This is a genomic window from Pseudomonas sp. B20 (assembly GCF_020515755.1).
Taxonomy (GTDB): Bacteria; Pseudomonadota; Gammaproteobacteria; order Pseudomonadales; family Pseudomonadaceae; genus Aquipseudomonas; species Aquipseudomonas syringae.
Map to the genome: position 1 here is coordinate 25072 of NZ_JAHPJG010000003.1, position 14914 is coordinate 39985.

General features: G+C 58.2%; 15 protein-coding genes. All 15 read right to left on the minus strand.

Going from position 1 to position 14914, the window contains the following annotated elements; genetic code table 11:
- Window positions 1-26: 26 nt before the first annotated feature.
- Window positions 27-680, minus strand: coding sequence for a ribonuclease HII (rnhB, locus tag LIX91_RS03895; protein ID WP_198699603.1), 654 nt, complete (start codon window positions 678-680; stop codon window positions 27-29).
- Between the two features lie 11 nt (window positions 681-691).
- A complete protein-coding gene (gene lpxB, locus LIX91_RS03900; protein ID WP_016567417.1) occupies window positions 692-1834 on the minus strand; it encodes a lipid-A-disaccharide synthase in 1143 nt (380 codons plus the stop codon).
- 2 nt (window positions 1835-1836) lie between these two features.
- A complete protein-coding gene (gene lpxA / locus LIX91_RS03905; protein ID WP_003314305.1) occupies window positions 1837-2613 on the minus strand; it encodes an acyl-ACP--UDP-N-acetylglucosamine O-acyltransferase in 777 nt (258 codons plus the stop codon).
- Window positions 2610-3050, minus strand: a complete 441-nt coding sequence (fabZ, locus tag LIX91_RS03910; protein ID WP_002554719.1) for a 3-hydroxyacyl-ACP dehydratase FabZ — start codon at window positions 3048-3050, stop codon at window positions 2610-2612. The genes lpxA and fabZ overlap by 4 nt, the downstream gene beginning before the upstream one ends.
- A 109-nt stretch (window positions 3051-3159) precedes the next feature.
- Window positions 3160-4215: a UDP-3-O-(3-hydroxymyristoyl)glucosamine N-acyltransferase gene (gene lpxD, locus LIX91_RS03915; RefSeq protein ID WP_046270733.1), complete on the minus strand. Its 1056-nt coding sequence runs from the start codon at window positions 4213-4215 to the stop codon at window positions 3160-3162.
- A 2-nt stretch (window positions 4216-4217) separates the two neighbouring features.
- A complete protein-coding gene (locus tag LIX91_RS03920; RefSeq protein ID WP_003314303.1) occupies window positions 4218-4721 on the minus strand; it encodes an OmpH family outer membrane protein in 504 nt (167 codons plus the stop codon).
- 45 nt (window positions 4722-4766) lie between these two features.
- Window positions 4767-7142, minus strand: coding sequence for an outer membrane protein assembly factor BamA (gene bamA / locus LIX91_RS03925; RefSeq protein WP_011266976.1), 2376 nt, complete (start codon window positions 7140-7142; stop codon window positions 4767-4769).
- Between the two features lie 74 nt (window positions 7143-7216).
- A complete protein-coding gene (rseP, locus tag LIX91_RS03930; RefSeq protein WP_032698093.1) occupies window positions 7217-8569 on the minus strand; it encodes a sigma E protease regulator RseP in 1353 nt (450 codons plus the stop codon).
- Window positions 8570-8686: 117 nt separating this feature from the next.
- Entirely contained in the window at window positions 8687-9877 is a 1191-nt protein-coding gene (ispC, locus tag LIX91_RS03935; protein ID WP_003422047.1) for a 1-deoxy-D-xylulose-5-phosphate reductoisomerase, read from the minus strand.
- A complete protein-coding gene (locus LIX91_RS03940; RefSeq protein ID WP_226488002.1) occupies window positions 9874-10689 on the minus strand; it encodes a phosphatidate cytidylyltransferase in 816 nt (271 codons plus the stop codon). Before LIX91_RS03940 ends, ispC begins: the two co-directional genes overlap by 4 nt.
- Window positions 10689-11444, minus strand: a complete 756-nt coding sequence (gene uppS, locus LIX91_RS03945) for a polyprenyl diphosphate synthase (RefSeq protein WP_003314296.1) — start codon at window positions 11442-11444, stop codon at window positions 10689-10691. Before uppS ends, LIX91_RS03940 begins: the two co-directional genes overlap by 1 nt.
- A gap of 16 nt (window positions 11445-11460) precedes the next feature.
- Window positions 11461-12018, minus strand: coding sequence for a ribosome recycling factor (gene frr / locus LIX91_RS03950; RefSeq protein WP_046236719.1), 558 nt, complete (start codon window positions 12016-12018; stop codon window positions 11461-11463).
- Complete coding sequence (gene pyrH, locus LIX91_RS03955; RefSeq protein ID WP_003339591.1) at window positions 12018-12758, minus strand: UMP kinase; 741 nt, start codon at window positions 12756-12758, stop codon at window positions 12018-12020. Before pyrH ends, frr begins: the two co-directional genes overlap by 1 nt.
- Before the next feature lie 205 nt (window positions 12759-12963).
- The gene (tsf, locus tag LIX91_RS03960) at window positions 12964-13827 is read right to left on the minus strand and encodes a translation elongation factor Ts (RefSeq protein ID WP_003415531.1); all 864 of its coding nucleotides are present in this window, start codon (window positions 13825-13827) and stop codon (window positions 12964-12966) included.
- A gap of 190 nt (window positions 13828-14017) precedes the next feature.
- The gene (gene rpsB / locus LIX91_RS03965) at window positions 14018-14761 is read right to left on the minus strand and encodes a 30S ribosomal protein S2 (RefSeq protein ID WP_003314293.1); all 744 of its coding nucleotides are present in this window, start codon (window positions 14759-14761) and stop codon (window positions 14018-14020) included.
- Between the last annotated feature and the right edge of the window lie 153 nt (window positions 14762-14914).

The following is a 14914-nucleotide window of genomic DNA, read 5'->3' on the forward strand; positions in this document are numbered from 1 at the left end:
GATTGTAGCTGGCCCGGAGTGAAACGTCAGTCCTGCAGCAAACCGACTGACGGCGCAAGCGAGCCGCCCATCATTATCGTTGCACGCGCTTCGTGGGCTGCACGCACCGGTGCAAAGGAACGCCGATGAATGGGCGTAGGCCCGAGCCGGGCCAGTGCTTCCAGATGCACCGGCGTAGGATAACCCTTGTGCCCACCGATGCCATAACCGGGATAGATGAGTTCAAACGCCGCCATTTCCCGATCCCGACTCACCTTGGCGAGAATCGAAGCGGCAGCGATGGCAGGCACCTTGGAGTCACCCTTTACCACCGGCGCCGAGGGCACCGACAACTGCGGACAGCGGTTGCCGTCGATAAGCGCCAGTCTGGGCGTGATACTCAAGCCTTCAACGGCGCGCTGCATGGCCAGCATCGTGGCGTGCAGGATATTCAACTGGTCGATCTCTTCGACTTCAGCCCTGGCGATGAACCAACAAAGGGCTTTCTCCTGAATTTCGACGAAGAGCTTTTCGCGCTTGGCTTCGGTCAGTTTCTTCGAGTCATTGAGACCGAGAATGGGCCTGGTCGGGTCGAGAATGACGGCGGCGGTCACCACTGCACCACACAGCGGGCCGCGACCCACTTCATCAACACCCGCCACCAGGTCCTCGACGAGGGTAAAATCCAGACCTGTTTGCATCATGGGCGACCTCACAGTGAAGGCGACCGTCCGAGCAGGCTCAATACCGCATCGGCGGCCTGATTGGACGCATCGCGGCGCAGGATCCGGTGAATGGCATCAAAACCGGCGGTTTGCTCGCGACCGTCTTCGATCAATGGCAGCAGCGTACGCGCCAGGGCTTCTGGCGTAGCGTCGTCCTGCAGCAGTTCAGGCACCAGCAGACGCTGGGCCAGCAGGTTCGGCAGCGACACGTAAGGGCTTTTGACCATTCGCTTGAGGATCCAGAAGGTCAGCGGCGCCAGGCGGTAGGCAACCACCATGGGGCGCTTGTAAAGCAGGGCTTCCAAGGTCGCGGTGCCGGAGGCGATCAGTACCGCATCACACGCAGCCAGGGCAACGTGCGACTGGCCGTCGAGCAGAGTGACGGGCAGATCACGACCCTGCAGCAATTGCTCCACCTGAGCTCGCCGCTGTGGGCTGGCGCAGGGCAGGACGAAGCGCAGGTCAGGGCGCCGGGCAAGCAGCAGCTCGGCCGTGTCGAAAAACAACCCGCCCAGACGCCCCACCTCACCGCCCCGGCTGCCCGGCATAAGCGCGACAACCGGCGTATCCTGCGCGAATCCCAGGCCAGCACGAGCACCTGCACGATCGGACTCCAGGGGGATGGTATCTGCCAGCGGGTGACCGACAAAACGCACCGGTACGCCCTGCTCTTCGTAGAAACGCGCTTCGAACGGCAACAGGGTCAGCATCAGATCACAGCCTTCACGAATCTTCAGCACACGCTTCTGACGCCAGGCCCAGACTGACGGGCTGACGTAGTGCACGGTCTTGATGCCGGCGCGACGCAGTTGAAGTTCGATGTTGAGCGTGAAGTCAGGGGCGTCGATGCCGATGAAGACATCCGGCTTTTCATTGATCAGGGTCTGGACCAGCAACTTGCGCCGGGCCAGCAGTTCGCGCAGTCGCCCGAGCACTTCAACCAGCCCCATCACCGATAGACGTTCCATCGGGAAGGAGGACTGCATGCCTTCGGCTTCCATCAACGGACCGCCGACACCGATGAAGCGGATATCGGGATGGCGCACCTTGAGGGCACGCATCAGACCGGATCCGAGGATATCGCCGGATGCTTCACCCGCGACCAGAGCGACACAGAGTGGGCTGCTCATGATTAGCGAATGATGCCGCGAGTCGACGTCTGAATGGACTGAAGAAATACCGCCACTTCAGGAAACTGCGCCGCAGGCTCTGCCAGATCGGCCAGCGCCTGACCGATGGTCAGACCCTGACGATAAACCGTCTTGTAGGCTCTGCGCAGCGCATGAATGGCTTCTTCGGAGAAACCCCGACGGCGCATGCCCTCGAAGTTCATGCTGCGCGCCTCGGCCGGATTGCCAAAGACCGTGACGAACGCAGGTACATCCTTGCCGATCGCAGTGCCCATGCCGGAGAAGCTGTGCGCACCGATGTGGCAGAACTGATGCACCAGGGTAAAGCCGGACAGGATAGCCCAGTCATCGACATGAACGTGGCCTGCCAGGGCGGTGTTGTTGACCAGGATCACGTGGTTGCCGATCACGCTGTCATGCCCGATATGGGCATAGGCCATGATCAGATTGTGATCGCCCAGCGTGGTTTCGGCACGGTCCTGAACGGTTCCGCGGTGAATGGTCACGCCTTCGCGGATCACGTTGTGATCACCGATGACAAGGCGGGTTTCCTCGCCCTTGTATTTCAGATCAGGCGTGTCCTCACCCACCGATGAAAACTGGTAGATGCGGTTGTGCTTGCCGATTCTGGTTGGCCCCTTGAGGACAACGTGAGGACCGACGACTGTACCCTCGCCAATTTCCACACCGGGTCCGATGATCGACCAAGGGCCGACCTCAACATTGTCGGCCAGAACGGCCGTCGGATCGATGATTGCGCGAGGGTCAATCAAACTCATAGTTTGCGTTCCGCACAGATGATTTCAGCAGAGCAGACTGCCTTGCCGTCAACTGTAGCCTTGCATTCGAACTTCCAGATCTGACGCTTGCTGCTCAGGAATTTCGCCTCGAGAACCAGTTGGTCGCCTGGCAGAACCGGCTGACGGAAACGCAGTTTGTCCGAACCGACGAAATAATAGAGCGTGCCGTCCGACGGCTTGGAGTCGAGCATCTTGAACGCAAGAATACCGGCAGCCTGTGCCATCGCTTCGATGATCAGCACGCCCGGCATGATGGGATGCTCAGGGAAGTGACCGTTGAAAAAAGGCTCATTGACGCTGACATTCTTGTAGGCGCGAATGTTCTTGTTCTCGATATCCAGCTCGGTTACACGATCCACCAGCAGGAACGGGTAACGATGAGGCAGGTATTCGCGAATTTCTTTGATGTCCATCATTTCGAGGGGAAGCCTGTAGTAAAGATTAGGAGTGCGTCGCGACTGCGCAGCACCCCTCTACATCAAGGAGGCAGTTTATCGACTGAGCACGCTTGATATTAAAAAGGTATCAGCCATCAGATGAGCGATTATCAGCGCAGGTCACCGTCTCTACAGCCTTTTCAAGCTTTTGCAGACGTCGCGCCATATCATCGATCTTGCGCAGACGAGCTGCACTCTTGCGCCACTCGGCGGCCGGCTGCATGGCCGTACCGGACGAGTACGAACCCGGCTCGGTGATGGAATGCGTCACCATCGTCATGCCGGTGATGAAAACGCCATCACATATCTCGATATGCCCCACCAGACCAACACCGCCCGCCAGCATGCAATGCTTGCCGATTTTGGTGCTTCCGGAAATGCCGACGCACGCGGCCATCGCCGTGTGGTCGCCAATCTGAACGTTGTGAGCAATCTGAATCTGGTTATCCAGTTTCACGCCATTGCCGATGCGTGTGTCAGCCAGTGCACCGCGATCGATCGCCGTATTGACACCGATCTCGACGTCATCACCCACGGTGACGCCACCGATTTGTGCGATTTTCTGCCAGACACCCTTCTCACTGGCAAAGCCGAAGCCTTCGCCGCCCAGCACGGCACCCGACTGAATGACCACACGCTTGCCGATGCGCACATCGTGATAAAGCGTCACACGGGGTGCCAGCCAGCCGCCTTCACCGATCTCGCAGCGAGCGCCGATGAAGCAGTGAGCACCGATGGTGACACCTGCAGCAATGCGCACACCGCTCTCGATCACAGCAAAAGCGCCAATGCTGACAGCAGGATCAATCAGTGCATCCTCGGCAATCACCGCCGTCGGATGAACGCCTGCGCTGCTTTTAGGCTTAGGATCGAAAAAATGCGAAATACGTGCATAAGCCAGATAAGGATCCGGGACCAATAGCGCATCTCCGGTGTAGCTGTCGGCATCTGCGGGCTTGAGCAGCACGGCAGCAGCCTTCGCATCGACCAGGAATTGACGGTATTGGGATTTTGCCAGGAAACTGATTTGACCAGGGCCAGCGTCTTGTAAGGAGGCTAGCCCGGTGATGTCCTTGTCCTTGTCACCACGTAACGTGGCACCAAGGAACTCGGCCAACTGGCCGAGCTTGATGGTTATGCTCATGGTTACTTCAGCTGGTTCATGCGCTCGATGACCTGGCGAGTCACGTCATACTGTGGCTTGACGTCGATCACCGCACCGCGCTCGAAAACCAGATCGAAACCACCTTTCTTGATGACTTCTTCTACAGCCTGATCCAGCTTCGGCTTCAACTGCTTGAGCATTTCGCGGTCAGCAACGGCCTTGGCTTCGTTCAGTTCCTTGGACTGGAACTGGAAATCACGGGCCTTTTGCTTGAACTCAAGCTCCAGACGCTCGCGCTCAGGCTGAGCCATCTTGTCGCCACCGCTGACCAGACGATCCTGAATACCCTTGGCGCTGCTTTCCAGGCTTTTCAGCTTGGTCAGTTGCGGGCCGAATTTCTTCTCGGCGTCCACTGCGTAACGCTTGGCAGCGTCCGATTCCAGCAAGGCCATCTGATAGTTCAGTACCGCAATTTTCATGTCGGCGAATGCAGGGCTTGCGACCAGTACGGTTGCCAGCATTACCAGTTGAGTCAACTTACGCACAATACAACTCCTACAAAATTCGTTGCGTTATCAAAGATCAGACGCTTAGAAGGTCTGACCCAGGGAGAATTGGAAAACCTGCGTTTCGGCTTCGTCGTCCGGCTTCTTGATCGGCATCGCCAGAGCGAAGCTCAGCGGGCCGAGTGCGGTGATCCAGGTGACGCCGATACCCACAGAGCTGGCCATGCCGGAAAGGTCGATGTCGTTGCATTCGACTTTCTTGCCTGACGCGCTTGTTCTGGTCGAGTCGCACTTGGTATCGAAGACATTACCCACGTCCCAGAAAACAGACGTCCGCAGCGAGCGCTGATCCTTGACGAATGGCAGCGGGAACATGACTTCTACGCCACCCTGAACCAGAGCGTTGCCACCGAACGGCAGTGGATCCTGGTCCGGGTCCGCCAGTGTGCCCGGCTTGGAACCGTTACTTGGCGTACTGCGCGGACCAAGGGTGCTGTCCTTGAAGCCACGTACCGAGTTGAAACCGCCCGCATAGTAGTTCTCGTAGAACGGCAGACCCGAGGTCGAACCGTATCCGTCACCATAACCCAGCTCGGTGTGCAGACGCAGGGTGTAGTTGTCGGTGATCGGGTGGAAGTACTGAGCACGGTAATCCAGTTTGAAGAACGACAAGTCGCTACCCGGCAAGGTGGATTCGAACACCAGGCTTTGCGAGTGACCACGGGTCGCCAGTACACCCTTGTTCAGGGTCGACTCAGACCAGCCAACCGAGCCCTTGAAGTTCAGGTACTTGTCGCCTTCCTTCTCGACGAAGTCGAAAATCTCGTCAACGGTGTACTTGCCGGTCTTGATTTCGTCCTGCTGCACGGTCAGGCCGTAGGTCAGGCGCGAGGTCTCGCTGATCGGGTAGCCAAGGTTGATACCGGCACCCAGGCTGTCAACCGCATAGCTTGCAACATCAACGTCGAGGTCATCGTAGTTGGTGGTGCGATAGAACGCGCTGTAACCCAGGCTGACACCGTCCGGCGTGTAGTACGGATCGACGTAGCTAAAGTTGTAACGGCTCTGGTATTCGCTGCGGGTCAGGCCGATGCTGACCTTGTTACCGGTACCCAGGAAGTTGTTCTGGCTGATCGAACCACCAAGGATCAGACCGGCACTTTGCGCAAAGCCCACGCTGGCGGTGATCGAACCGGACGCCTGCTCTTCAACGGCGTAGTTCACATCGACCTGATCGTCGGTGCCAGGAACAGGTGGCGTTTCGACGTTGACTTCCTTGAAGAAGCCCAAACGGTCCAGACGGGTTTTCGACTGGTCGATCAGGTAGGTCGATGCCCAGCCGCCTTCCATCTGGCGCATTTCGCGACGCAGCACTTCGTCTTCCGACTTGGTGTTGCCGCGATAGTTGATACGGTTGACGTAGGCACGCTTGCCCGGATCGACGACGAATGTGATATCGACCGTGTGGTCTTCGTTGTTCGGTGTTGGCACGCCGTTGACGTTGGCGAAGGTATAGCCTTCGTTACCCAGACGGCGGGTGATCAGTTCGGACGTCGTGGTCATGACCTTGCGCGAGAAGACCTGGCCCGGCTGCACCAGCAACAGGGATTTGACCTGGTCTTCAGGGACCTTCAGGTCACCGCTGAGCTTGACCGACTTGACGCTGTACTTCTCGCCTTCGTTGATGTTGACCGTGATGTACACGTTCTTCTTGTCAGGCGTGATCGAGACCTGGGTCGAGGCGATATCCATGTTGATATAGCCGCGATCGAGGTAGTACGAACGCAGACGCTCAAGGTCACCCGACAGCTTTTCACGGGCGTACTTGTCGTCATTCTTGAAGAACGACAGCCAGTTGCTGGTCTTGAGCTCGAACAGGTCGGTCAGGTCTTCGTCGGAGAAGACCTTGTTGCCCACCACGTTGATGTGCTGAATGGAGGCTACGGTGCCTTCATTGATGTTGATCTTCAGGCCTACGCGGTTGCGCGGCTGAGGAACAACCTCGGCGTCAACCTCGGCAGAGTAACGGCCCTGGGCAACGTATTGACGTTGCAGCTCGTTACGCACGCCTTCGAGGGTGGCACGCTGGAAAATCTCACCTTCGGCCAGACCGGACTGTTTCAGCCCCTTCATCAGGTCCTCGGTGGAAATGGCCTTGTTACCCTCGATTTCGATACTCGCAACCGAAGGGCGCTCGACGACGTTGATGACGAGCACGTTGCCGTCGCGACCCAGCTGGATATCTTGAAAGAAACCGGTTTTAAACAGCGAACGGGTAGCATCGACCAAACGACCATCGTCCGCCTGCTCGCCTACGTTCAGCGGCAGTGCACCAAAGACACTGCCGGCGGAAACCCGCTGCAGGCCGTTGACACGGATATCGGAGATGGTGAAGGACTCGGCGTGAACTTCAGCGATCATCAGTGCGGAAAGAACCGCAGTTAGCAGCAGACGTTTCATGAAGTCCTTTCTTATTCCAACTGGCAATAAACAAACTGCCGCAAAATGCGGCAGATTCGCAACTCGGCAACGCTTTACAGTCGGCCCAGATCGTTGACCAGCGCGAGCAACATTACGCCCACTACCAGACTGATACCGATCTGCGCCCCCCAACCTTGAACCTTTTCCGAAAGGGGACGACCACGCGCCCACTCGATCAGATAAAACAGCAAATGCCCCCCGTCCAGGACGGGAATGGGCAGCAGATTCAGAACACCCAGGCTAATACTCAGATAAGCGAGGAAGTTCAGAAAATCTCCGATGCCCGACTGGGCCGAAGCGCCCGCCACTTTAGCAATGGTTATCGGTCCACTCAAGTTTTTTACCGAGAGCTCGCCGAACAACATTTTCTTCAGCGAGTCCAGGGTCAGCACACTCATGTTCCAGGTGCGCTTCACGCCCTCGGCCATCGCCGCGAAAGGCCCGTAGCTGACCTCGCGCAGCATTTCCGGTGGCCAATCGACAGCTTTCACACCAGCACCCAGGTAACCCGCGGCAGCCTTGCCCTCGCCTTTGGCCGCCAGGGTCACCGGCACGTCCATTTGCACGCCATCACGCTCGATGCGCAGCGAAATCTTCGCTTCGGGGCGCTCGCGCACCCGATCGACAACCTGTTGCCACTCATCGAGCGGCTGACCGTCCATCGAAACGAGACGATCACCCGATTTAAGTCCTGCGCTCTGCGCCGGACCTTTCGGATCGATTTCTGCCAGCACCGGCAGCAGCGCCGGACGCCACGGGCGAATACCCAGCGATTTTATCGGATCAGGCTCTTCTGCGCCCCTCAGCCAGTCATTGAGTACCAGCTCACGAGATGTGTCGACCGTAGACCCCTGATCCCTGACCTTGAAAGCGATGGTACCGCTTTCACCCAGACGACGGACCAGCTGCAGATTGACCCCGGACCACCCAGAGGTAGGCTCGCCATCGACAGCGACGATTTCCTGTCCGGCCGTCAGGCCAGCCTGTTGAGCGATACTTCCGGACTCGACTGCGCCGATCACCGGGCGCACCTGTTCGCTGCCCATCATCGCCAGCACCCAGAAAAACGCGATAGCGAGGAGGAAATTGGCTGTCGGGCCGGCGATCACGATCGCGATGCGCTGGCCTACTGTCTTGCGGTTGAACGACTGGTCGGCGAGCTCGGGCGGCACATTGCCTTCGCGCTCGTCGAGCATTTTCACATAGCCGCCCAGAGGAATGGCAGCGACGACGTACTCGGTGCCCTGACGATCATGCCAGCGCAGAAGAGGCGTGCCGAAGCCTACTGAAAAACGCAGCACTTTGACGCCACAGCGACGAGCCACCCAAAAGTGGCCGAATTCGTGGAAGGTCACCAGCACGCCCAACGCAATCAGGGTGCCGAGAATCATGTATAAAGCGCTCATCAGCCTTCTCCGGGTACCGACTGGTCGGCCAGTGTGTTAATCATTGCAGACCTCCAGGCCCGCCCTTGACGCACCACATCAACCCTTTCACTCACATCTTGTCGGGTTGTCAGATCGCTATCGCCCGTTTCTTTCAAGCCATTGCCCCGCCAGCAAACGCGCTTTCGCATCAGCGGCGAACACCGCATCGAGTCCTTCGACCGCGGTGACAGGCTCATGATCCAGAACCTCCTCGATAATACCGGCGATTTCCAGGTAGCGGATACGCCCGTCGAGGAATGCCGCAACGGCCACTTCATTGGCCGCGTTGAGCATGGCAGGCGCACTGCCTCCAGCCTCTGCCGCCTGTCGGGCCAGCCGCAGGCAAGGGAATCGTTCCTCGTCCGGCGCCTGAAAATCAAGCTGACCGATACGAAACAGGTCCAGTGGCGCAACGCCAGAGTCTACACGTGCAGGCCATGCCAGCGCATTGGCGATGGGCGTACGCATGTCGGGATTGCCCAATTGAGCCAGCACAGAGCCATCGACGTAATCGACCAGCGAGTGGATCACGCTTTGCGGGTGAATGACCACCTCGACCTGATCCGGGCGCGCATCGAACAGCCAGCAGGCTTCGATCAGCTCAAGCCCCTTGTTCATCATGGTTGCCGAGTCGACGGAGATCTTGCGCCCCATCGACCAGACCGGATGGGCACAGGCCTGCTCAGGCGTGACATTGTGCAACTGCTCCAGCGGCGTTTCGCGAAACGGCCCGCCCGAGGCAGTCAACATGATCCGCCGCACACCGACGGCACCCAGCCCGCGAGCGAAGTCGCCGGGCAGGCACTGGAAGATCGCATTGTGCTCACTGTCGATCGGCAACAGCACAGCGCCACTTTGCCGAACGGCCTGCATGAACAAGGCGCCGGACATGACCAGCGCTTCCTTGTTGGCCAGCAATACCTTCTTGCCCGCCTCCACCGCAGCCAGCGTCGGACGCAACCCGGCAGCTCCGACAATGGCGGCCATGACTGCGTCTACCCGAGGGTCCGCAGCTACTTCGCACAGACCGCCTTCGCCGACCAGTACCCGGGTATCGAGCCCGGCCGCCGCGAGGTCATCCTGCAGCTTGCGGGCGACCACCTGGTCAGGCACTACGGCGTACTGCGGCGTATGCCGGATGCACAGGGCCAGCAATTCGTCCAGACGGCTGAAACCGGTGAGCGCGAACACCTGATAAAGCGCTGGATGACGGGCAACCACATCCAGAGTGCTCAGCCCGATGGAACCGGTTGCACCCAGAATGGTGATTTGTTGCGGCCCACTCACATGACACCCCAGTCAGCGGCCCAGAGCAGAACGGCAAATACCGGAATCGCCGCCGTCAGGCTGTCGATACGGTCCAGCACCCCGCCGTGTCCAGGCAGCAGATTGCTGCTGTCCTTGACCCCGGACTGGCGCTTGAACATGCTTTCGGTCAGGTCGCCAATCACCGAAATGAATACGATCACCGCAGCGCCAAACAGCGCTGCTATGAACTGCGCAACCGTCCAGTCGCGGGAAAAGCCCACTGCTGCCGTGATGCCCAGACTGACCACCAGACCGCCATATACGCCCTCCCAGCTCTTGCCAGGGCTCACCTTGGGCGCCAGCTTGCGCTTGCCAAAAGCCTTGCCGGAGAAATAAGCGCCTATGTCGGCGGCCCAGACCAGCACCATCACCGACAGAATCAGCCAGTTACCCAACGGCCATTGCTTGATCAGGACCAGCCCCTGCCATGCAGGCAGCAGAATCAGAAGACCGATGACCAGCTTGCACGCTGCACTCGCCCAGTGGCTGCTCGAGTCCGGATAGGTAAGGACCAGAAAGGTCGCAACACCCCACCAGATGACGGCGGCAACCAGCACCCAAGGCTCCAGCCCCGGCAGCAGGTACATGAGGAAAAGTAGAACAGCGACCACAGCCGCATAACCGATACGTATCGACTGCGCGGCAAAACCTGCGAGCCGCGCCCATTCCCAGGCACCCAGAACGACGACGACCCCGATGAACAGGGCGAAGTACATGCCGGTCAGCAGGAAAAACCCGCACAAGGCGATCGGCAACAGAATGAGTGCCGTGATGATCCGTTGTTTCAGCATTAAGCCCGGGCTCCAGCTTCTACCTGTTCGCTGGTTTTACCGAAGCGACGTTGGCGAGAAGCGAAATCTGCCAGCGCAGCGCGCATGGCATCGTGTTTGAAGTCCGGCCAGAACAGGTCGGAGAAGTACAGCTCGGCGTAGGCCAGCTGCCAAAGCAGGAAGTTGCTGATGCGGTGCTCACCGCCGGTGCGGATGCACAGATCCGGCAACGGCAGGTCGCCGGTGGCCAGGCAGGTCTGCAACAACTGGGGAGTAATGTCCTCCGGCTGCAGGTGTCCGGCCTGAACCTCACGCGCCAGCCGCTGGGCGGCCTGCGCGATGTCCCACTGCCCACCGTAGTTGGCAGCGATCTGCAGAACGAAGCGGCTGTTGCCAGAGGTGCGCACTTCCGCCTCGCGCATGGCAGCCTGAAGCTCAGGATGAAAGCGCGAGCGGTCGCCGATGATCCGCAGGCTGATCTCGTTCTCGTTCAGGCGCTTGGTTTCACGGCGCAACGCCGTGAAAAACAGCTCCATCAACGCACCAACCTCTTCGGCCGGGCGCTGCCAGTTTTCACTGGAGAACGCGAACAGTGTCAGCACTTCGACCCGGGCTTCGGCGCAGACCTCGATAACGGCCCGCACGGCATCGACACCCGCCTTATGGCCTGCAACGCCTGGCAGCAGGCGTTTCTTCGCCCAGCGATTATTACCATCCATGATAATCGCGACATGGCGCGGCACCGAAGACGGCACGGCCGGTTTTATCTTTTCCATGAAAGCGTCCGAAACCTTAAACAGCCATCAGATCGGCTTCTTTCTGCTTGACCGAAACTTCGATTTCCGCCACGAACTTGTCAGTCAGCTTCTGTACGTCGTCGGCCGCACGGCGCTCTTCGTCTTCGCTGATTTCCTTCTCCTTGACCAGGTCTTTCAACTGGCTCAAGGCGTCACGGCGAATGTTACGGACGGCCACACGGGCATCTTCTGCGGCATCACGCGCCTGCTTGGTGAAGCCCTTGCGGGTTTCTTCGGTCAGCGCCGGCATGGAGATCAGCAGCAACTCACCCAGGTTGGTCGGGTTGAAGCCCAGACCGGAGCTCTGGATGGCCTTGTCGACAGCGGCCAGCATATTGCGCTCGAACGCCACGACCTGAAGGGTACGCGAGTCCTTGACGGTCACGTTGGCAACCTGGCTCAGCGGGGTATCGGCACCGTAGTAAGGAACCATGACACCACCCAGAATGCTTGGATGCGCCTTGCCGGTACGGATACGGGTGAAGGCATGGGTCAGCGACTCCAGGCTCTTCTGCATGCGGGTCTGAGCATCTTTCTTGATTTCGTTGATCATTATTGTGCTTCCTCGATCAGGGTCCCTTCGGCGCCACCATGGACGATATTCAGAAGAGCACCCGGCTTGTTCATGTTGAAGACGCGCAATGGCATCTTGTGATCGCGACACAGGCAGATTGCGGTCAGATCCATCACACCCAGCTTGCGATCCAGCACTTCATCGTAGGTCAGATGATCGAACTTCTCGGCATTCGGGTCCTTGAACGGATCTGCGGTATACACACCATCCACCTTGGTGGCCTTGAGCACTACATCGGCGTCGATCTCGATTGCGCGCAGACAGGCAGCCGAGTCGGTGGTAAAGAACGGATTACCGGTACCAGCAGCAAAAATCACCACTTCCTTGGCGCTGAGATGGCGCATGGCCTTGCGGCGATCATAATGATCGGTCACACCCACCATGGAAATGGCCGACATCACGATGGCGGTGATATTAGCGCGCTCCAGCGCATCGCGCATTGCCAGGGCGTTCATCACAGTGGCCAGCATGCCCATGTGATCGCCTGTCACCCGGTCCATGCCCGCAGCACTCAAGGCCGCGCCACGGAACAGGTTGCCGCCACCGATCACCAGACCGACCTGAACGCCGATACCGACCAGTTGGCCGACTTCCAGCGCCATGCGATCCAGCACCTTGGGATCGATGCCGAACTCTTCCGAGCCCATGAGGGCCTCACCGCTAAGCTTGAGTAGAATGCGTTTATAGCGAGCCTGATAACCACTGCCCTGCTGAGCCATTGCGAATCTCTCCTGCGGCGTTTTCTGAAAAAAATCTGTGCGGGCTATTTCAAGCCTGCGCTTACTTTAGCTTGACGCTTTGCGCGCGTCGGGAGAATGCAGCCTTGTGAGCACAATCTCCAAGGAAAATTTCCTTTCCTCTTTCGACAAAGAGGCCGCACGCGTAAGCGGGCAGCCTCTTTGGGGCGACAGTTGAAAAACCGTCTTACTGCTTGGCGGCAGCCAGTTGAGCAGCCACTTCGTCAGCGAAGTTATCAACTGGCTTCTCGATGCCGTCGCCTACTTTGAAGTAGGTGAAGGAAACGATTTCAGCGCCGGCTTTCTTGGCCAGATCACCGACCTTGACTTCCGGGTTCTTGACGAAGGCTTGCTCGACCAGGCTGGCTTCTGCCAGGAACTTGGTGATACGACCGCCAACCATTTTTTCAACGATTTCAGCAGGCTTGCCTTTGATCTTGTCTTCGTTCAGTTGCAGGAAGACATTCTTCTCGCGCTCGATCGCTTCGGCAGAAACTTCCGAAGGGAACAGGAACTCGGGATTGCTTGCCGCTACGTGCATGGCGATATCTTTGGCCAGCTCGACGTCGCCACCCTTGAGGGTAACAACCACGCCGATCTTGTTGCCGTGCAGGTAAGTACCTACCACGTCACCTTCGATACGCTTCAGGCGACGGATGTTGACGTTTTCGCCAACCTTGCCGACCAGTACCAGACGTGCAGCTTCCTGAGCTTCGATCAACGGAGCGACATCAGTCAGCTTGTCAGCGAAGGCTTTTTCGACGCTTGCAGCAACGAAAGCCTTGAAGTCGTCTTGCAGAGCCAGGAAGTCGGTCTGCGAGTTGACTTCGATGATGACAGCGGCTTTACCGTCGTCCTTGATGGCGATAGCGCCTTCAGCAGCCACGTTACCTGCTTTCTTGGCGGCCTTGATGGCGCCGGAAGCACGCATATCGTCGATTGCTTTTTCGATGTCGCCGCCAGCCTTGGTCAAGGCCTTTTTGCAATCCATCATGCCTTCGCCGGTACGCTCGCGCAGTTCTTTGACCAACGCTGCAGTAATCTCTGCCATTTCAAAATCCTCTTGGATAGGTCTTCAACCATTCCACCCGGCAGGCCGGGCGTGCAATTCTTGAAAAATCAGGGTGGCAGCAACACATGACAGCGAGGTCATGGTTACAGACCGACAAATCATTTCCTAGGTGGCAAAAAGGGGGCTAAGCCCCCTTTTCGCGTACTGAGTAAACGCCAGGCGTTTGTACTCAGCCTTCTACAGCAGCTGCAGCTGGAGCTTCTTCGACGAAAACGTCGGTGCCGCCAGCAACATTGTTACGACCACGGATAACAGCATCAGCCATCGAACCCATGTACAGCTGGATGGCGCGGATTGCGTCATCGTTGCCCGGGATGATGTAGTCAACGCCTTCCGGGCTGCTGTTGGTATCGACGACGCCGATAACCGGGATGCCCAGCTTGTTGGCTTCGGTGATCGCGATGCGCTCGTGATCAACGTCGATGACGAACAGAGCGTCCGGCAGACCGCCCATGTCCTTGATACCACCCAGGCTGCGATCCAGTTTTTCCAGATCGCGGGTGCGCATCAGGGCTTCTTTCTTGGTCAGCTTGGCGAAAGTACCGTCTTCAGCCTGTACTTCCAGCTCGCGCAGACGTTTGATCGACTGACGGATGGTCTTGAAGTTGGTCAGCATGCCGCCCAACCAGCGATGGTCGACGTACGGCGAACCGCAACGTGCTGCTTCTTCAGCAACGATCTTGCCAGCGGAACGCTTGGTGCCGACGAACAGAATCTTGTTTTTGCCCGACGCCAGGCGCTCAACGAAAGTCAGCGCTTCGTTGAACATAGGCAGGGTTTTTTCAAGGTTGATGATGTGAATCTTGTTACGCGCGCCGAAAATGTATTTACCCATTTTCGGATTCCAGTAACGGGTCTGGTGACCGAAGTGGCAACCAGCCTTCAGCATATCGCGCATATTGACTTGGGACATAAATAGTTCCTTGATAAGTCGGGTTAGGCCTCCACGTATCCCAATGACCAACCAATGGCATCTGCCAAGGGCACCCAGGTCATCGTGTCGACACGTGTGTGGGTTTGTGCTTCAAGGACGGACCTTGGAAAGCGGCGCATTTTATATCATAAA